Source organism: Streptomyces sp. NPDC050856, assembly GCF_040653855.1.
Lineage (GTDB): Bacteria > Actinomycetota > Actinomycetes > Streptomycetales > Streptomycetaceae > Streptomyces.
Genome location: NZ_JBFAGV010000014.1, coordinates 22778 through 40774 on the forward strand (window position 1 = coordinate 22778; position 17997 = coordinate 40774).

General features: G+C 72.1%; 14 protein-coding genes. 5 read left to right on the forward strand and 9 right to left on the reverse strand.

Features of this window, described 5'->3' with window-relative positions:
* The first annotated feature begins 24 nt into the window (after positions 1–24).
* A complete protein-coding gene (locus tag AB0H53_RS15295; protein WP_362112133.1) occupies positions 25–2502 on the forward strand; it encodes a DEAD/DEAH box helicase in 2478 nt (825 codons plus the stop codon).
* Here AB0H53_RS15295 and AB0H53_RS15300 read toward each other — a convergent pair.
* Genes AB0H53_RS15300 through ssd form a run of 7 tightly spaced genes read right to left on the reverse strand, consistent with a single transcriptional unit; the run spans position 2444 to position 7261 of the window.
* Complete coding sequence (locus tag AB0H53_RS15300; RefSeq protein WP_362112136.1) at positions 2444–2806, reverse strand: Rv3654c family TadE-like protein; 363 nt, start codon at positions 2804–2806, stop codon at positions 2444–2446. The two genes, AB0H53_RS15295 and AB0H53_RS15300, sit on opposite strands and share 59 nt — an antisense overlap.
* Positions 2803–3180 (reverse strand): TadE family type IV pilus minor pilin, encoded by a 378-nt coding sequence (locus tag AB0H53_RS15305; protein WP_362112139.1) that lies wholly within the window; start codon positions 3178–3180, stop codon positions 2803–2805. The genes AB0H53_RS15300 and AB0H53_RS15305 overlap by 4 nt, the downstream gene beginning before the upstream one ends.
* Positions 3167–3355 carry a DUF4244 domain-containing protein gene (locus AB0H53_RS15310; protein WP_362112142.1) on the reverse strand — a complete coding sequence of 63 codons (189 nt, stop codon included), beginning with the start codon at positions 3353–3355 and terminating at the stop codon, positions 3167–3169. Before AB0H53_RS15310 ends, AB0H53_RS15305 begins: the two co-directional genes overlap by 14 nt.
* A 28-nt stretch (positions 3356–3383) precedes the next feature.
* A complete protein-coding gene (locus AB0H53_RS15315; RefSeq protein WP_362112146.1) occupies positions 3384–4142 on the reverse strand; it encodes a type II secretion system F family protein in 759 nt (252 codons plus the stop codon).
* Positions 4143–4155: 13 nt separating this feature from the next.
* Positions 4156–5016: a type II secretion system F family protein gene (locus AB0H53_RS15320; RefSeq protein WP_362112149.1), complete on the reverse strand. Its 861-nt coding sequence runs from the start codon at positions 5014–5016 to the stop codon at positions 4156–4158.
* Positions 5010–6161 carry a TadA family conjugal transfer-associated ATPase gene (locus AB0H53_RS15325; protein ID WP_362112152.1) on the reverse strand — a complete coding sequence of 384 codons (1152 nt, stop codon included), beginning with the start codon at positions 6159–6161 and terminating at the stop codon, positions 5010–5012. Before AB0H53_RS15325 ends, AB0H53_RS15320 begins: the two co-directional genes overlap by 7 nt.
* The gene (ssd, locus tag AB0H53_RS15330; protein WP_362112155.1) at positions 6158–7261 is read right to left on the reverse strand and encodes a septum site-determining protein Ssd; all 1104 of its coding nucleotides are present in this window, start codon (positions 7259–7261) and stop codon (positions 6158–6160) included. The genes AB0H53_RS15325 and ssd overlap by 4 nt, the downstream gene beginning before the upstream one ends.
* A gap of 572 nt (positions 7262–7833) precedes the next feature.
* Here ssd and AB0H53_RS15335 point away from each other — a divergent pair.
* Positions 7834–8682 carry an HAD-IB family hydrolase gene (locus AB0H53_RS15335; RefSeq protein ID WP_362112158.1) on the forward strand — a complete coding sequence of 283 codons (849 nt, stop codon included), beginning with the start codon at positions 7834–7836 and terminating at the stop codon, positions 8680–8682.
* A gap of 706 nt (positions 8683–9388) precedes the next feature.
* On the opposite strand, the gene AB0H53_RS15340 is transcribed toward AB0H53_RS15335, so the two are convergent.
* Entirely contained in the window at positions 9389–10207 is an 819-nt protein-coding gene (locus tag AB0H53_RS15340; protein WP_362112161.1) for an oxidoreductase, read from the reverse strand.
* Positions 10208–10306: 99 nt separating this feature from the next.
* Between AB0H53_RS15340 and AB0H53_RS15345 the strand changes: the two genes are divergently transcribed.
* Positions 10307–11293, forward strand: coding sequence for an ATP-binding protein (locus tag AB0H53_RS15345; RefSeq protein ID WP_362112164.1), 987 nt, complete (start codon positions 10307–10309; stop codon positions 11291–11293).
* Here the strand turns inward: AB0H53_RS15345 and AB0H53_RS15350 are convergent.
* Complete coding sequence (locus AB0H53_RS15350) at positions 11271–12776, reverse strand: hypothetical protein (protein WP_362112167.1); 1506 nt, start codon at positions 12774–12776, stop codon at positions 11271–11273. The two genes, AB0H53_RS15345 and AB0H53_RS15350, sit on opposite strands and share 23 nt — an antisense overlap.
* Before the next feature lie 387 nt (positions 12777–13163).
* Between AB0H53_RS15350 and AB0H53_RS15355 the strand changes: the two genes are divergently transcribed.
* A complete protein-coding gene (locus tag AB0H53_RS15355; RefSeq protein ID WP_362112170.1) occupies positions 13164–15515 on the forward strand; it encodes a bifunctional SulP family inorganic anion transporter/carbonic anhydrase in 2352 nt (783 codons plus the stop codon).
* Between the two features lie 371 nt (positions 15516–15886).
* Positions 15887–17842 carry an acetate--CoA ligase gene (acs, locus tag AB0H53_RS15360; protein ID WP_362112173.1) on the forward strand — a complete coding sequence of 652 codons (1956 nt, stop codon included), beginning with the start codon at positions 15887–15889 and terminating at the stop codon, positions 17840–17842.
* The last annotated feature ends 155 nt before the right edge of the window (positions 17843–17997 follow it).

Below are 17997 nucleotides of genomic sequence, written 5' to 3' on the forward strand. Positions count from 1 at the left end.
CCAGGGGACGGATCGCCAGCCGCGATGGCATTCAATCACTTACCAGCAGCCATGCACGACGCCTTGGGGGCATTGTCCGTCATGCCAGTGACACACTCGGTGCCGATGGCCAAGAATCACCGCCCCAGTCGACCGCCCGAGAACGGGGGTGTCCGCCCCTCTCCCGGCACGGTCCTCGACCGGCTCACCGCGGGGGCGAACCGGGCTGCGCGCATCACTCATACGGAGCACCTGCCCCCGAGAGCGGGTCGGCATGCCCTCTGGCCCGACCGCATCCGCCCCGAAGTGATCAACGCCATTCGGGACGCCGGCATCGAGCACCCCTGGGCCCACCAGGCGACGGCCGCCGAGTACGCCCTGGACGGCGAGTCGGTCGTCATCGCCACCGGCACGGCCTCCGGCAAGTCCCTGGCCTACCTGGCCCCTGTGCTCTCCACGCTGCTGGACGGCTCGGAGGCCGCCAACGGGCGCGGGGCCACCGCCCTGTACCTCGCCCCGACCAAGGCACTGGCCGCCGACCAGCGGCGCGCCGTCACCTCCCTGGCCGCCCCGCTGGGCACCCGGATCCGGCCCGCCGTGTACGACGGGGACACGCCCGTCGAGGAGCGGGAGTGGGTGCGCCAGTACGCCAACTACGTGCTGACCAACCCGGACATGCTCCACCGGGGCATACTCCCCTCACATCCCCGCTGGTCCTCCTTCCTGCGCGCGCTGCGCTACGTCGTCATCGACGAGTGCCACACCTACCGGGGGGTCTTCGGCTCCCACGTCGCCCAGGTGCTCCGCCGGCTGCGCCGCGTCTGCGCCCGGTACGGCTCGGATCCCGTCTTCCTGCTCGCCTCCGCCACCTCCGCCCAGCCGGCACTCGCGGCCGGGCGCCTGACCGGTGTGCCCGTCAGCGAGGTCGCCGACGACGCCTCACCACGGGGGGAGCTGCTGTTCGCGCTGTGGGAGCCGCCGCTGACCGAACTGCACGGTGAGCAGGGCGCCCCCGTACGGCGCACCGCCACGGCCGAGGCCGCCGACCTCCTCACCGACCTCACCGTCCAGGGCGTCCGCTCGGTCGCCTTCGTGCGCTCCCGCCGGGGCGCCGAACTCATCTCCGTCATCGCCCAGGAACGCCTCGCCCAGGTCGACCGGTCACTGCCACGGCGTGTCGCCGCCTACCGGGGCGGCTACCTGCCGGAGGAACGCCGGGCCCTGGAGCGTGCCCTGCACTCCGGGGACCTGCTGGGGCTGGCCGCGACCACCGCCCTGGAGCTGGGCATCGACGTCTCGGGCCTGGACGCCGTCGTGATCGTCGGCTATCCGGGGACCCGCGCCTCGCTGTGGCAACAGGCGGGCCGGGCCGGGCGCTCCGGGCAGGGGGCGCTCGCGGTCCTCGTCGCCCGAGACGACCCGCTGGACACGTTCCTCGTCCACCACCCGGAGGCACTGTTCCGGCAGCCCGTCGAATCCACGGTTCTCGACCCGGACAACCCCTACGTCCTCGCCCCCCATCTGTGCGCGGCGGCGGCCGAACTCCCGCTCACCGAGGAGGACCTCCACCTGTTCGGACCGGCCGCCCCTGAGCTGCTGCCCCAGCTGGAATCCGCCGGGCTGCTGCGCCGGCGCGCCTCCGGCTGGTACTGGACCCGCCGCGAACGCGCGGCCGACCTCACCGACATCCGGGGCGGTGGCGGCAGCCCTGTCCGGATCGTCGAGTCCGGCACCGGCCGGCTGCTGGGCACCGTGGACGAATCGGCCTCCCACGCCGCCGTCCACGACGGTGCCGTCCACCTCCACATGGGCCGCACCTACCTGGTGAAGCGGCTGGACCTGAAGGACTCGGTCGCCCTCGTGGAGCAGGCCGACCCGCCGTACTCGACCACCGCCCGCGACACCACCTCCATCTCCGTGCTGGAGACCGACACCGAGATCGCGTGGGGCGACGGCCGCCTGTGCTTCGGCTCGGTCGAGGTCACCAACCAGGTGGTCTCCTTTCTGCGCCGCCGTCTGATCACCGGTGAGGTGCTCGGCGAGACCAAGCTCGACCTGCCGCCGCGCACCCTGCGTACCCGGGCGGTGTGGTGGACGGTCACCGAGGACCAGCTGGACGCCGCCCGGGTGAACCCGGAGCAACTGGGCGGCGCCCTGCACGCCGCCGAGCACGCCTCCATCGGGCTGCTGCCGCTCTTCGCCACCTGCGACCGCTGGGACATCGGCGGCGTGTCCGTACCGCTCCACCCCGACACGCTGTTGCCGACGGTCTTCGTGTACGACGGCCATCCGGGTGGGGCGGGCTTCGCGGAGCGTGCGTTCCACACCGCCCGCGAGTGGCTCACCGCCACCCGTGAGGCGATCGCGTCCTGCGAGTGCGAGGCGGGTTGCCCGTCCTGCATCCAGTCCCCGAAGTGCGGCAACGGCAACGAGCCGCTGCACAAGCGCGGCGCCGTACGCCTCCTCACGGAACTGCTGCGGGGAGCCCCGGAAGGGCCGCCGGAGGTCCCGCCCGCGCCCTGACCTCCGGCGCGTACGGGCCGAGGCGGGAGCGGGCGGTGACCTCCGCGATCTCGCCGCGTACCCGGCACTGCACCATCTGGGCCCCCTGCGCCCGGGCGACCTCGGCCGCCGCCCGGCAGGCGTGGTCGCCACCCCGCAGGGCCCGGTCCGCCGCGGCCAGCGCCGCCAGGTCCGCCGCGCCACCCGCCAGGTGCCTGGCCACCACCGCCTGTCCCATGGCGAGCACGGCCATGAAGACAACACCGAGCACACTCACCGCCACCGCCGCCCACACGGTGGCCGCGCCCCGGTCGGAGCCGGTCATGGCACCACCCCCACGGTGTCCTCGGCCAGGGCCGACGCCTCGGCCCGTAACGTCAGCGCCAGCGCGCCCGGCCCCGGCGTCGGTGCCTCCACCCGCACCCGCCACAGCTCCCCCTCCCGCTCGACCGACACCCGCGCCCCGCCCGGCGCGGCCGACCGTGCCGTCGCCACCGCCGCACCCCGTGGCTCTGAGCGGGCCGCCGCCCGTGCCCCCGCCCTTGCCGCGTCGACACACTGGATCTGGGCGGCGGCCGCGGTCAGTGCCCACACCAGCGCCATCGTGAACAGCACCAGCGTCGGCACCGCGACCGCGGCCTCGGCGGTCACCGACCCCCGGTCCCGGCCGGCGCGGACCGCCGTGTCAGAACTGCGCATCCAGCGCCCTGCCGATCAGTGACTCCAGCGCGGCGGACACCCGGCCACTGGTGACGATCTTGTAGAGCACCGCCGCGAAGGCGCAGGCGGCGATCGTTCCCATGGCGTACTCGGCGGTGTTCATCCCCGCGTCCCCGCGTGCCCGGCGCAGCCGGGCCTTCAGCCATTTCCGCATCACAACCCCCGTATGGTTTCTCGTTCGGTCACAGAAGTCGGCCGGCCAGGCCGATCACCACCGGCGCCACCCCGACCGCCAGGAACGCGGGCAGGAAGCAGAGTCCGACCGGCGCGGTGATCAGCACCTGCGCCCGGTGTGCCCGGGCGGCGGTCCGCCGGGCCTGTTCGTCCCGTAGCCGGGCTGCCAGCCGGGAGACCGCGTCGGCGGCCGGTGCCCCTGACTGCCCGGCTCTCTCCAGACAGCGGGCCAGTCCCCGTGCGCCCGGTATGGAGCCGAACCCGTCCCACGCCTCGGCCGGTTCCCCGCCCAGTCGCAGTTCGCCGGCAGTCCGCGCCAGCCGCTGTCCGACCGGGCCGCCCAGGGACTCCCCGACGGCCTCGGCCGCCTCACGCGGTCCCGCTCCGGCTGTCAGGCAGGCCGCCAGCAGGTCCGCGGCCAGGGGCAACTCACGGGCCGCCGCCGCGTCGTCGGAGGACGGCCTCGGGCGGCGCTGCCACATGCGTACGCCATAGGCCCCGGCCACTCCCAGGAGGCCGCCGGTGACTCCGCCGACCAGGATGTAGCCGGTGACGACGGCACCCAGCGGACCCGCCCAGCGCCGCGCCCGCACCGCGTACTCCGGCCACCGGCTGCCGCGGCTGCCGTACCCGGTACCGATCAGCACCGCGGCTCGCCCGCGCACCCGGCGCGCCCGGCGCCGTCCCAGGGCCGACCAGACGGTCCACGCGGTGCCGGACAGCACCGCGACCCCCACGCCCAGCCCGTTGACCAACTCCGCGTTCATCGCTCTCCCCCGTTCACGGCTGTTCCCCGGCCCGGACGACGTGCCCGGCCCACCACAGGCCCAGGGCCTCCAGCAGTCCGCCCACGACCAGGCATCCGAGCCCCGCCGGGGTGTGCAGCAGGACCCGCAGCGGGTCCGCCCCCAGTGCCCACCCCATCGCCAGCCCCACCACCGGCAACAGGGCCAGCAGGACGACCGTCGCCCAGGCCCCGGCCAGTTGCGCCCGAAGTCGTTCCCGCTGGTCCCGGCGCTCCCGAAGCGCCGCCTCCAGCCGGTCGAGACCCGCCGCCAGACCCGCGCCGCCGTCCACGGCCACCTGCCAGCACGCCGCCAGCCCGGCCAGCCCTTCAGCACCGTCCGCCTTCGCCGCACCGCGCAGGGCCTCCGGGACATCACCGCCGAACCGTGCCGCCGCCAGCACCGTCGCTTCGTGGTCCCCCAGCGCGCCAGTGGAGCGGACGGCGAAGAGGAGCGCCCGCGCGGGCTGCCACCCCGCCCGCAACTCGCCCGCCACGGCCCCGCACAGTTCGATCACCGCCTCTGCCCGCCGTTCACGATCCCTGGAGTGCTCCCTGTCTCGCAGGCGCCTGCGGACCAGCGGGACCGCGGCGGCGCCCGCCACCAGGGGGAGCACCGACTCACCGAGCAGGGCGAGGACAACCGCCGCCACCAGGCACAGCCACTCCCGGCGCGCACGGGCCAGCGGCGCCCACCGCCGCCACGACCAGGGTGGTGCGTCCGCCCCGGCGGTGCCGGTGTCCGCGCCCGCGAACAACAGCCGGGCCCGCCGTGGCCCGGGGCCGTGTGCCACCAGCAACCAGCCGGCGGCGCCCGCGCACACGGCCGCCGCGTGGGCCGGCTCTCCCGTCACCACGGTGAACCCCCGATCAGCGACCGCAGCCGCGCCCAGCCGCGCTCGGGAAGGAACCCGTCCGCCCCCCATCGCAGCGCGGGCACCGTGACCACCAGTCCGTCCCGGTCGCGGTCCAGCACATGCACCTGGTCGATCCGCCGCGGCCCGCCCCTGTCCCGTACGAGATGCACCACCGTGGACAGCCCGGCCGCCAACTGGCTGTGCAGGGCCGCCCGGTCCAGCCCCGCGGCCGTACCGAGCGCCTCCAGCCGGGCCGGTACGTCCGCGGCCGTGTTGGCGTGCACCGTGCCGCACCCGCCCTCGTGCCCCGTGTTCAGGGCGGCCAGCAGATCGGTCACCTCGGCTCCGCGCACCTCGCCCACCACCAGGCGGTCGGGACGCATCCGCAGCGCTTGGCGCACCAGGTCCCGGAGAGACACCTGCCCCGCGCCCTCCTGGTTCGGCGGCCGTGCCTCCAGGCGCACCACATGGGGGTGGTCCGGCCGCAGCTCCGTGGAGTCCTCGGCCAGCACGATCCGCTCACGCCCGTCCACCAGCCCGAGCAGGGTCGACAGCAGTGTGGTCTTGCCCGACCCAGTCCCGCCGCTGACCAGGTACGAGACGCGGGCTTCCACCAGTGCGCGGAACAGTCGGTCGCCACCCGGCGGCACCGTGCCCGCTTCGACCAGCTCGGCCAGGGAAAAGGCCCGAGGCCGCACCACCCGTAGTGACAGGCAGGTCGAACCCACGGCCACCGGGGGCAGCACCGCGTGCATGCGGGTGCCGTCCGGTAGCCGGGCGTCCACCCAGGGCCGGGCGTCGTCCAGCCGCCGGCCCGCCACCGCCGCGAGTCGCTGAGCGAGCCTGCGCACCGCCGCCGCATCGGAGAACGCGACGCCCGACAACTCCAGCCCCGCACCCCGGTCCACCCACACCCGGTCCGGGGCGGACACCAGCACATCGGTCACCGCCGGGTCGGCGAGCAGCCGTTCCAAAGGCCCGGTGCCCACCAGCTCACGCCGCAGTTCCTCAGCGGCCCCCAGCACTTCGGCGTCGCCCAGCAACCGGCCCTGGGCCCGCAGCGCGGCCGCCACTCCGGCCGGTGTGGGATCGGTCCCGCTCTCCGCCAGCCGCTGCCGTACGGCCTCCAGCATCCCCGCCGTCACGACGCCCCCTCCCCGGCCAGGGCGCGCTCCCAGAACGCCGCGCAGAACCGCCCCAGAGGCCCGCGAGCGCCGTCGCCCGGCGGTACGCCGTCGTCCAGTGCCATCAGCAGCCCCGGTTCGATCGGCAGCTCCCCGGCGAGCGGCAGCCCCAGCACCTCCGCCACCCACTGTTCGTCCACGCCGGCCGCGTACGGTCCACGCACCACGACCCGGAGATCGCGCAGCACCATGCCGACCATCGAGGCCACCCTCTTGGCTGCGGCGACCGCCCGCAGCTCACCCGGTACGACCAACAGGCCGAGGTCAAGTTGTGCCAGGGCCTCCGCGGTGGTGTCGTCAACCCGGCGCGGCAGGTCCACGACCACCGCACCGCCTCGTCTGCGCGCCGCCGCGAGCACCGAGCGCATCGCCTCCGGGGGGATGGCCACCGAGTCGCCCCGGTCCCAGCTCAGCACTCGCAGGCCGCGCAGCGAGGGCAGTGATTCCTCGAGCGCCCCGCCGGCCACCCGACCCTTGGAGGCGGCGAAATCCGGCCATCGCAGCCCTTCCGCCTGCTCGCCACCGAGCAGCACATCGAGCCCCCCGCCCAAGGGATCGCCGTCCACGAGCATCGTGCGCCGGCCGTCCCGGGCCGCGGTGACAGCCAGCGCGCACGCCAGCGTCGACGCTCCTGCCCCACCGCGACCGCCGATCACCCCGACGGTCACGGCCTGCCGGCCGACGCCCTCGGCCACGTCGGCGATCCGGTCCACGAGCCAGCTCTCCGCGTCGGGCAGCCGAAGCACGCAGTCGGCTCCGATCTCCACCGCCCGCCGCCATACGGCCGGGTCGTCCTGGTTCCGGCCGACGAGCAGGACACCTCGCCTGCGCGCGGCCCCCCGGCACCGCTCGGCCGCGTCGTCGCCCACCAGGATCAGCGGTGCGGTCTCCCAACTCGCGCCGCGCTCGGGCACCGAGTGGTGCACCTCCGGATACGCGCCGGCCGCGGCGCACAGCCGGAGCAGGTCGTCGAGCAACTCCTCGTCCTCAGTGACGATCAGTGGCCCGGCCCGCCGCGCCTCGGTGCTCAGCGCCCGGTCCGATGTGATGGATCCAGCCACAATCCCCGCCCCCTGTTCTGTCTTGTCCGTGACAACTCCGCGCGTCATTCGCGCCGAAGTTCGCGTCGCCCTTCGCGCAAGGCCTTCACTCGGCCACTCATGCCGCCTTCCGGCTGCCCGAGCGCGTTGAGACAGCCGCGATTCCCGCAGACCGCTGAAGTTCGCGACCCGGAATCACGGTGCGGGACTTCCAGAAATAATGTGGATCTTGCTGCAAAACTGTGGACAACTCACTGGTTGTGAATATCTCCATCACCCATAGCGGGGACTTCCACAACGCAGCTTCTCCGCTACTGTGGGTGACGAAGCAGGGCCGTCGAGGAGCCCGGCCGACGTGACCGACAGGGGGCCCGATGAGGGAGACCGACCGTACGAAACCGGAGAAAACGCGTCCGGACATGCGACGACCCCCGCCGGGGGGGAGAGCGGGGGTCGTCTTTCCGGCCGACTCGGGGGGGGAGGAGCCGGGCCGGGTTAGCACGGTCGCGAACGATCCGTGACTTCCATGGTGTACCCGAGAGGCCTCTCAAGCAAACCCACACGCCCGAGCGTACGCCGAATGGCGGGCACCTATGCTCAGGCTCGTGGAAAACCACTCCTTGCCGCGCACAGCAGCCTTCTTCGACCTGGACAAGACGGTCATTGCGAAGTCATCGACGCTGACCTTCAGTAAGTCCTTCTACCAAGGCGGCCTGATCAACCGCCGAGCCGTACTGCGTACCGCCTACACCCAGTTCGTCTTCCTCGCAGGAGGTGCCGATCACGACCAGATGGAGCGGATGCGGGAGTACCTCTCCGCGCTCTGCAAGGGATGGAACGTCCAGCAGGTCCAGGAGTTGGTCGCCGAGACCTTGCACGATCTCATCGACCCGATCATCTACGACGAGGCCGCCTCCCTCATCGAGGAGCACCACGCCGCCGGCCGGGATGTCGTGATCGTCTCCACCTCCGGTGCCGAGGTGGTCGAGCCGATCGGTGAGCTCCTTGGCGCCGACCGGGTCGTGGCGACCCGGATGGTCGTCGGCGACGACGGCTGTTTCACCGGGGAAGTGGAGTACTACGCCTACGGCCCCACCAAGGCGGAGGCGGTCCGCGAGCTCGCCGAATCCGAGGGCTACGACCTGACTCGGTGCTACGCGTACAGCGACTCGGCCACGGACATACCGATGCTCGAATCGGTCGGCCACCCGTACGCGGTCAACCCGGACCGCGCGCTCCGCCGCGAGGCGCTGGCGCGCAACTGGCCAGTACTGATCTTCAACCGGCCCGTCCGGCTGAAGCAGCGCATCCCCACGTTCCGGATGCCGACCCGTCCGGCTCTCGTCATGGCAGCAGCCATGGGTGCGGCGGCGGCCACGGCCGGCCTCGTCTGGTACGCCAGCAGACGACGCCAGTCGGCCTACGGGACAACCGGCGCCTGAAGGCCGGCGGAAGGCGATCGCCGGGGCCGCACGGCGAACGCTCGCCCCGCGCCGGTTCGCCTCACCCGGTGGGCCGGCGGAGCGTCGCGGCCCCGCACCCGGTCGACCCGCCTGTCCGGTGGCGGGGCGGCCACCCCAGCCCGTCCGCCCAGTGGGGCGTACGGACGGCGTCCACCCGGCGATCCTGTGCACCGGGCACTCGGGCCGCGCGCAGCCGCACCTCAGGACCGGCTCCCGACAGGAGGACTCACCATGAGAAACGTCCTTTGCTCCGCGCTAGTCGAAAGCGCAAAGAAGTGCCGTCAGGGGTTTCACATTCCGGCATACGGTAGTACAAAGGACTTAACGGCCCGCGAGACCTGGACATCCGAGAGGATTACCTGTTGAGCAAGACGGCCCCACGGACCGAGCACAGAAGCTGAGCACCCACGCGACGTCGACCCGTCGATTACGGGCCAGCCGCACCAGGCGACGGGCAGAGAACCCGGCCTGATGGGCATCTTTCGAGGACGCTTGGTAACTCGGCGGACGTGCCAGCGGCGGTACCGGATTTCGGTACCGCCGCAACCCTGCCCGGGACCTTGGACCGCAGTCCAGCGCCGGATGACCGGCCCCCTTCCTGGACCGGCCGGGTGCCTTCCCGATCCGCCGGCTGCGCCTGCCGGCCGCCCGCCCGGAGCATCGCCGGGAAAGCGAGCGCCGCGACTCAGGCGGCGCCCCGCTGAAGCGCCTCGCAGACCGCCGTGGACTCCCGCACCCCGAGCTCGACCGCGCGACCGCAGTGCGCGATCCACTGCGCCATCCCCTCGGGCGTTCCCGACAAGTAGCCCTCGAATGCCGCGACATAGGCCGCGCGCCCCTGCTCGGCGTGGCCGACCTCGGCCGGACAGATCGCCTTGGGGTCCAAGCCGCTGCCGATCAGGACGATGCGCTCGGCGGTCCGCGCCACCAGCCCGCTGTAGGAGGTGAACGGCCGCAGGGCGAGCAGCTCGCCGTGCACCACCGCGGCCGTCACCAGGGCCGGTGCCGTACCACCCGCGATGATCAGGCCGGCCAGGCCGTCCAGTCGTCCCGCGACCTCGGCGGCGTCCGGCAGCGGCGCCTCGATCAGCGGCTCGTGGACGCTCTCACCGTGCCGGCGCGGGCGGCCCACCGAGTCGCCCGAGTCCCCCGCCGCGACCAGGTGCAGCCGGGCCAGCACACGGAGCGGTGACTGCCGCCAGATCGTCAGGAGCTGTCCGGCCTCGGCGGTCAGGCGCAGTGCGGCACCCACGGTGCGCGCCTCCTGGTCAGCACCGAAGTCGGTACGCCGGCGCACCTCCTCCAGAGCCCAGTCGGCGCCGGACAGCGCCGCCGAGCCCCTCGCGCCGCGCAGAGCGGCCTCGGAAGTGACCTCGTTGCTCCGGCGCCGCATCACGCGGTGGCCGTAGACGCGGTCGACGGCCTTGCGTACGGAGTCGACGGCGTCGGGCACCCCGGGCAACGCCCCCAGGGCGACCAGCGGGTCAGCGGCATTCGTACTCATAGGCAGGAGGCTACGCGACCCTCTCGAGCACCCCCTTCGAGTGGTGTTCCTCCCATCGCTTGGGCACACCACGCACTCAACCCACTACGCTAGGTGAACATGAAGATCGCTTTCGTAGGGAAGGGCGGCAGCGGCAAGACCACGCTGTCCTCGCTCTTCATCCGACACCTCGCCGCGCACCGGGCTCCCGTCGTCGCGGTGGACGCCGACATCAACCAGCACCTCGGGGCCGCACTGGGCCTCGACGAGGCCCAGGCCGGCGCGCTGCCGGCGATGGGCGCGCATCTGCCGCTGATCAAGGAGTACCTGCGGGGGACCAATCCGCGGATCGCCTCCACCGAGACGATGATCAAGACGACCCCACCCGGGGAGGGGTCACGGTTGCTGCGGGTCAGCGAGGACAACCCCGTCTACGACGCCTGCGCCCGGACCGTGCGGCTGGACGACGGGGAGATCAGGCTGATGGCGACCGGCCCGTTCACCGAGTCGGACCTGGGCGTCGCCTGCTACCACTCGAAGGTGGGCGCGGTCGAGCTGTGCCTGAACCACTTGGTCGACGGGCCGGACGAGTACGTCGTCGTCGACATGACGGCCGGTTCCGACTCGTTCGCGTCCGGCATGTTCACCCGCTTCGACATGACGTTCCTGGTGGCTGAGCCGACGCGCAAGGGCGTCTCCGTCTACCGGCAGTACAAGGAGTACGCGCGCGACTTCGGTGTCGCGCTGCGGGTCGTCGGCAACAAGGTGCAGGGACCGGACGACGTCGACTTCCTGCGCGCCGAGGTGGGTGACGACCTGCTGGTGACGGTCGGGCACTCGGACTGGGTGCGGGCGATGGAGAAGGGCCGGCCGGCCGCCTTCGAGCTGCTCGAGGCGGAGAACAGGATGTCGCTGCAGGCTCTGCACAACGCGGTGGACGACTCGTACGTCGACCGCGACTGGGAGCGCTACACCCGCCAGATGGTGCACTTCCACCTGAAGAACGCGGAAAGCTGGGGCAATGCGAAGACGGGCGCCGACCTGGCGGCCCAGGTCGACCCCGCCTTCGTACTGGGTGAGGAGGTCAGTGCCGTTCAGCCCGCCTGACCACCGATGACGCGCCGGCCGGCTTCGCGTCCTCCGGCTTGGCGTCTTCCGGCGCCGCGTCAGCGGGGGAGGCCGGCGGCGCGGTCGGCCGGGTGGTGGCGGACAGCGCCGGGGACCCGGCCGGCCGGGCGGCGGGAGAGCCCTCGCGCGGACGTCCGGCGGAGGGGGCGTGAGAGAGCGCGGCGGACGACACCGAGGGAGAGACCGCGGGTGACGCGTCGCGGGCGGCCGGCCCAGGCGTCAGAAAGGACGCCCAGCCGGCCTTCGGTTCCTGACCCACCTTCAGGGTGCGCAGCTTGGCCAGGACGGCCGGGTCCTGGGCGTCGAGCCAGTCGGCGAGCTGCCGGAAGGACACACACCGCACCTCGTCCTTGACGCACACCTGCGCAATCGTTTCCTCAATGGCACGCATATACGTGCCGCCGTTCCACGACTCGAAGTGGTTGCCGATGATCAGTGGCGCCCGGTTTCCGTTGTAGGCACGGTCGAAGGCCTGCAGCATGCCGTCCCGGAACTGGTCGCCCCAGTACTCGTGCATGGAGGGGTCGCCCTTGGAGGTCCCGGACTGGTTGACCATGAAGTTGTAGTCCATGGACAGCGTCTCGAAGGAACGGCCCGGGATGGGGATCATCTGCAGCGACAGGTCCCACAGACCGCGCTCCTTCTCCGGCCAGACCTGGTCGTTGACCCCACTGGTGTCGTACCGCCAGCCCAGCTCGCTCGCCGCTCGCACGAAGTTCTCCCGGCCCTCCAGGCAGGGTGTGCGCGCGCCGATGAGTTCCTTGTCGTAGTCGAACGGCAGCGGCTCCTCGCCCTTCAGGCCGGAGTTCGTCTTCCAGTTCTTGACGAAGGACTTGGCCTGGGAGATCTCGCTCTTCCAGTCCGCCACCGACCAGGTGCCGACCCCGGCCTCCGGCCCGCAGAAGTGGCCGTTGAAGTGGGTACCGATCTCGTTGCCCTCCTGCCAGGCGCCGCGCAGTTCGCGCACCGTGGCCCGGATGCCCTGGGTGTCGTTGAAGCCGATGTCGGAGCGGCCGGGCGCGTGGCCGGGCGGTTCGTAGAGCGTGGCCTTGTTCTCCGGCAGCAGGTAGACGCCACTGAGGAAGTACGTCATCGTCGCGCCGTACTTCTTGCCCACCTGGCGGAAGCGGGAGAAGAGCTTCTGGCTGTCCTCCCCGGCGCCGTCCCACGAGAACACCACGAACTGCGGCGGCCGCTGGCCCGGCTTCAACCGCTCCGGCCTGCTCAGCCCCGGCTGGGCGCCCGTGAAAGCGGTCGAGCCGTCGCCGATGAGGCGCACCGCGCTCTTGGGGCGGGCGGCGGGCTTCTTGGGGCCGGGCGCGCCCTGGGTGGGGGCGCTCCCGTCGGAGCATCCGGCGAGGCCGGCGAGCAGCGCCGTGCCGATCCCGGCCGCCACCGCGCCGATGGCGAGCCGCTTCGTACGGCTCGCGACGCCTGTCGCGCCGACCGCGCGCCGGGTCACGCCCGAACTGCTCGGACTGCTCGGACTGTCACGCCTGCTACGCCTGTTCCGCCTGTTTGCCGTGCTTTTCGTGCTCTTCGTGGCGGCCATCGTCGGCCCACCCTTCTCTTCTTCCGTCCGGGTCTGGTGCGAGCGCCGCCAAACTCGCATTGCGGTCGGATGAGATGAAATATGACAAGCCGTAACAGAACGACTAATCACCAGAACGGGTGAAAGACTGCCCCATTTGCCCTGAAAATCCTGCCCCAGTCTTTACTCTGCATTACGATCCATTTACTGAGAGTTGGCACATCCCGCCACTGCTTGCCGTGACCCACGGCCGCGACCCCACGTTCGTCCGACCCGCACGTACCGCGACCGCGCCGCCCCGGAGGAGACGGGACCCCCATGACTGCCTGCGTCCCCGCACGTACGCCCCGCACCGGCCGCACGTCCCAGACGTCCGGCACTTCCCGGTTCGAGCTACCGCACAGCCCGCCACCGGGTGGCCGACGCTTCCGGATCGCGGGTGCCGACCTGTCCGCCTCGATCGCCGTCTTCCTGATCGCGCTGCCGCTCTCGCTCGGCATCGCGCTCGCCACCGGCGCGCCGCTCCAGGCCGGCCTGGTGGCCGCCGCGGTCGGCGGCATCGTCGTCGGCCGGCTCGGTGGCTCCCCGCTCCAGGTCAGCGGCCCCGCGGCCGGGCTGGCCCTGGTCACGGCCGAGCTCATCCAGAGGTTCGGCTGGCGCGCCACCTGCGCGATCACCGTCATGGCCGGAGTCGCCCAACTCGCCCTGGCGGCGCTCCGGGTGGCCCGTTCGGCCCTCGCCGTGTCACCCGCGATCGTGCACGGCATGCTGGCCGGGATCGGCGTCACCATCGCCCTGGCCCAGCTGCACGTGGTGCTGGGCGGCACCCCGCAGAGCTCAGCCGTGGCCAACACCCTGGAACTGCCCTCCCAGTTGGCAGACCCGCACCTGGCCGGCCTGTCGGCGAGCGCCCTCACCATCGCGGTGCTGCTGCTGTGGCCGCGGCTGCCCGGCCGCGCCGGACGGGCCCTGCGGAAGGTCCCGGCCGCGCTCGCCGCCGTGGCCGCCGCGACCGTCCTGGTCATCGTCGCCGGAATGAGCGTGCCGCGGGTGGACCTGCCCTCCTGGAGCAGTCACGCACTGCCCGGGCTGCCCGAGGGCCCCGTGCTCGGCATCGCCACCGCCGTGCTCACCATCACGCTGGTCACCAGCGTTCAGTCGCTGCTGTCCGCCGTGGCCGTCGACAAGCTGGTGGCCGCCCGCAAGGACCCCAAGACCCATGTACCGCGTTCCGACCTCGACCGGGAGCTCGCCGGGCAGGGGGCCGCGAACATCGTCTCCGGCGCGCTCGGCGGTCTGCCCGTCGCCGGGGTGGCGGTGCGCAGCGTCGCCAACGTGTCCTCGGGCGCCGTGAGCCGTCACTCCACGATGCTGCACGGCCTGTGGGTGGCGCTCGCCGCGTTCCTGCTCGTACCGGTGGTGGACCTCATCCCGCTGCCCGCGCTCGCCGCGCTCGTGATGGTCATCGGCATCCAGATGGTCAGCATCACCCGCATCCGCAGCGTCACCCGCCACCGTGAGGTGCTGGTGTACGCGGCCACCGTGACCGGGGTGGTGCTCCTGGGGGTGCTGGAGGGAGTGGCGCTCGGCATCGTGATGGCCACCGGGGTCGCCATGCACCGGCTCACCAGGACCCGGATCACCCGGGAGGAGGTGGACGGCGTCGAGCACATCCGGGTGCGCGGCCAGCTGACCTTCCTCGCGGTGCCCCGGCTGAGCCGGGCGCTGCACCAGGTCCCGCAGGGGGCGAAGGCGGTGGTCGAGCTGGACGGTTCGTTCATGGACCACGCCGCCTACGAGACCCTCCAGGACTGGCAGATGGCCCATGTGGCCCAAGGCGGGCAGGTGGAGATGACCGGCCGCGCCGGGGCCCGCATCGCCGAGCCGGCGTCCGGGTCGCACTCCTGCTGCCGGGCCTGGACCGCCTGGCGCAACCACCACTGCGGCGACCAGCTCACCGGCCCCCGGCGGACGACCGAGCACCAGCTTGCCCGCGGACTCAGCTCCTTCCAGCGCAATACGGCTCCGCTGGTGCGCGAGGAACTGGCCCGCCTGGCGCGCGAGGGCCAGCAGCCCTCGCAGCTCTTCCTGACCTGCGCCGACTCGCGCCTGGTCACCAGCATGATCACGTCGAGCGGGCCGGGCGACCTCTTCACCGTACGGAACGTGGGCAATCTGGTGCCGCTGCCCGGCGCGGAGAGCGGGGACGACTCGGTGGCAGCCGCCATCGAGTACGCCGTGGAGGTGCTGCGGGTGCAGTGCATCACCGTGTGCGGGCACTCCGGTTGCGGGGCGATGCAGGCCCTGCTCAGCGGCCATCCGGACGGCACGCAGACACCGCTGCGGCGCTGGCTGCGCCACGGGCGGCCGAGCCTGGAACGGATGAAGAGCAAGCACCGCACCTGGGCACGTATCGCGGGGCGGCTGCCGGCCGACGCCGTGGAACAGTTGTGCCTGACCAATGTGGTCCAGCAACTGGAACACCTGAAGGCGCACGACGCGGTGGCCCGGCGGCTCGCCGAGGGCTCGCTGGAGCTGAACGGGATGTACTTCCACGTCGGTGAGGCACAGGCGTACCTGCTGACGCACTCGGACGAGACCGACCACGTCTTCGAACAGGTCACCCCCACCGACCGCGAGGACGCCCACGCCGGACGCGCCCCCGCCTGACGCGCCGCCTGCCGCGCCGGGACGCCGGAACAGGCGGGGCGCACGGGAACAGGCGGGGCACGCCGGGACGCCGGAACGGACGGGAGGCGCCGGGGACGGGAGGCGCCGGAACGGGCGGGTGAACCTTTTCCCCGGCCCGGCCGTGGGAAGGGGTGGTGGTCCCTTCTCCCCACCGCCCGGGGAGGAGGGACCACATGACCGCCCCGTCCCGCTCACCCCACCGGCCACCCTCCTCCCCGGCATTCGGCCGGCCGAGTACCACTGGGGAAGAGAGGTCTAAACCAATGCACCGGAAACCCTTGTCACCCGGGGCGTTCGGCTGATGAGCTATGGGCTGGGACACACCGGACGCCCTGGGAATGGGAGATGCCGTGAGCAACGAGAGCCTGGCCAACCTCTTGAAGGAGGAGCGGAGGTTCACACCACCCGCCGAGCTGGCCGCGAACGCCAATGTGACGGCGGCCGCGTACGAGCAGGCCAAGGCCGACCGGCTGGGATTCTGGGCCGAGCAGGCACGCCGCCTCAGCTGGGCCGTGGAGCCGACCGAGATCCTTGACTGGTCGAACCCGCCCTTCGCCAAATGGTTCGCCGACGGCAAGCTCAACGTGGCGTACAACTGCGTGGACCGTCACGTCGAGGCCGGCCACGGCGACCGGGTCGCCATCCACTTCGAGGGCGAGCCGGGCGACAGCCGCGCCCTCACCTACGCGGAGCTGAAGGACGAGGTCGCCAAGGCGGCCAACGCCCTCACCGAGCTCGGGGTGCGAAAGGGCGACCGGGTCGCCGTCTACCTGCCGATGATCCCCGAAGCGGCCGTCGCCATGCTGGCCTGCGCCCGTATCGGCGCCGCGCACTCGGTCGTCTTCGGCGGCTTCTCGGCCGACGCCGTCGCCTCCCGTATCCAGGACGCCGACGCCAAGCTGGTCATCACCGCCGACGGCGGTTACCGGCGCGGCAGGCCGACCGCGCTCAAGCCCGCGATCGACGAGGCCGTCGCCAAGTGCCCGCAGGTCGAGCATGTGCTGGTGGTCCGCCGTACCGGCCAGGACACCGCCTTCACCGAGGGCCGGGACGTGTGGTGGGACGACGTCGTCGCCCGCCAGTCCACCGACCACACACCGGAGGCGTTCGACGCCGAGCATCCGCTCTTCATCCTCTACACCTCCGGTACCACGGGTAAGCCCAAGGGCATCCTGCACACCTCCGGCGGTTACCTCACCCAGGCGGCGTACACGCACCACGCGGTCTTCGACCTCAAGCCGGAGTCGGACGTCTACTGGTGCACCGCCGACATCGGCTGGGTGACGGGCCACTCCTACATCGTCTACGGGCCGCTGGCCAACGGCGCGACACAGGTCATGTACGAGGGCACACCGGACACCCCGCACCAGGGCCGGTTCTGGGAGATCGTGCAGAAGTACGGCGTCACGATCCTCTACACGGCGCCGACGGCGATCCGTACGTTCATGAAGTGGGGGGACGACATCCCCGCCAAGTTCGACCTGTCGTCGCTGCGCGTCCTCGGGTCGGTCGGCGAACCGATCAACCCCGAGGCATGGATCTGGTACCGGGAGAACATCGGCGGCGGGACGTGCCCGATCGTCGACACCTGGTGGCAGACGGAGACGGGAGCGATGATGATCTCGCCGCTGCCCGGTGTCACCGAGACCAAGCCGGGCTCCGCGCAGCGCCCGCTGCCGGGCATCTCGGCCACCGTGGTGGACGACGAGGCCAACGAGGTCCCCGACGGCGGAGGCGGCTACCTGGTCCTCACCGAGCCGTGGCCGTCGATGCTGCGCACGATCTGGGGTGACGACCAGCGGTTCCTCGACACCTACTGGTCACGTTTCCCGGGCAGGTACTTCGCCGGTGACGGGGCCAAGAAGGACGACGACGGCGACATCTGGCTGCTCGGCCGGGTCGATGACGTCATGCTCGTCTCCGGGCACAACATCTCCACCACCGAGGTGGAGTCCGCGCTCGTCTCGCACCCCAAGGTGGCCGAGGCGGCCGTCGTCGGCGCCGCCGACGAGACGACCGGGCAGGCGATCGTGGCGTTCGTGATCCTGCGCGGTACGGCGAGCGAGGACGACGCCCTGGTGGGTGAGCTGCGCGACCATGTGGGTGCCACGCTGGGCCCCATCGCCAAGCCCCGGCGGATCCTGCCGGTCGCCGAGCTGCCGAAGACCCGCTCCGGCAAGATCATGCGCCGCCTGCTGCGTGATGTCGCGGAGAATCGCCAGCTGGGTGACGTCACCACACTGACGGACTCTTCCGTCATGGACCTGATCCAGGCCAAGCTGCCGTCGGCGTCCAGCGACGACTGACGCAACAGCGACAGCTCTGGCAGCCGACGAAGGGCACCCGGTGACCGATGAGCCGGGTGCCCCTCTCTGTCCGTGGGTGCGGCGCCGCATGCGGCAGGGATATGTCTGTGCTGCGACTTTCCAGCGGGTATGTCGGAGCGCGCCCCGGGTACAGT

What these genes read in the sequence shown, in the direction of transcription:
- AB0H53_RS15355 (WP_362112170.1), top strand. Translation starts at nt 13,164, where the DNA reads ATGACTGCCTGCGTCCCCGCACGTACGCCCCGCACCGGCCGCACGTCC.
- AB0H53_RS15295 (WP_362112133.1), top strand. Translation starts at nt 25, where the DNA reads ATGGCATTCAATCACTTACCAGCAGCCATGCACGACGCCTTGGGGGCA.
- AB0H53_RS15345 (WP_362112164.1), top strand. Translation starts at nt 10,307, where the DNA reads ATGAAGATCGCTTTCGTAGGGAAGGGCGGCAGCGGCAAGACCACGCTG.
- AB0H53_RS15315 (WP_362112146.1), bottom strand. Translation starts at nt 4,142, where the DNA reads ATGAACGCGGAGTTGGTCAACGGGCTGGGCGTGGGGGTCGCGGTGCTG.
- AB0H53_RS15300 (WP_362112136.1), bottom strand. Translation starts at nt 2,806, where the DNA reads ATGACCGGCTCCGACCGGGGCGCGGCCACCGTGTGGGCGGCGGTGGCG.
- AB0H53_RS15305 (WP_362112139.1), bottom strand. Translation starts at nt 3,180, where the DNA reads ATGCGCAGTTCTGACACGGCGGTCCGCGCCGGCCGGGACCGGGGGTCG.
- AB0H53_RS15310 (WP_362112142.1), bottom strand. Translation starts at nt 3,355, where the DNA reads ATGCGGAAATGGCTGAAGGCCCGGCTGCGCCGGGCACGCGGGGACGCG.
- AB0H53_RS15340 (WP_362112161.1), bottom strand. Translation starts at nt 10,207, where the DNA reads ATGAGTACGAATGCCGCTGACCCGCTGGTCGCCCTGGGGGCGTTGCCC.
- AB0H53_RS15335 (WP_362112158.1), top strand. Translation starts at nt 7,834, where the DNA reads ATGCTCAGGCTCGTGGAAAACCACTCCTTGCCGCGCACAGCAGCCTTC.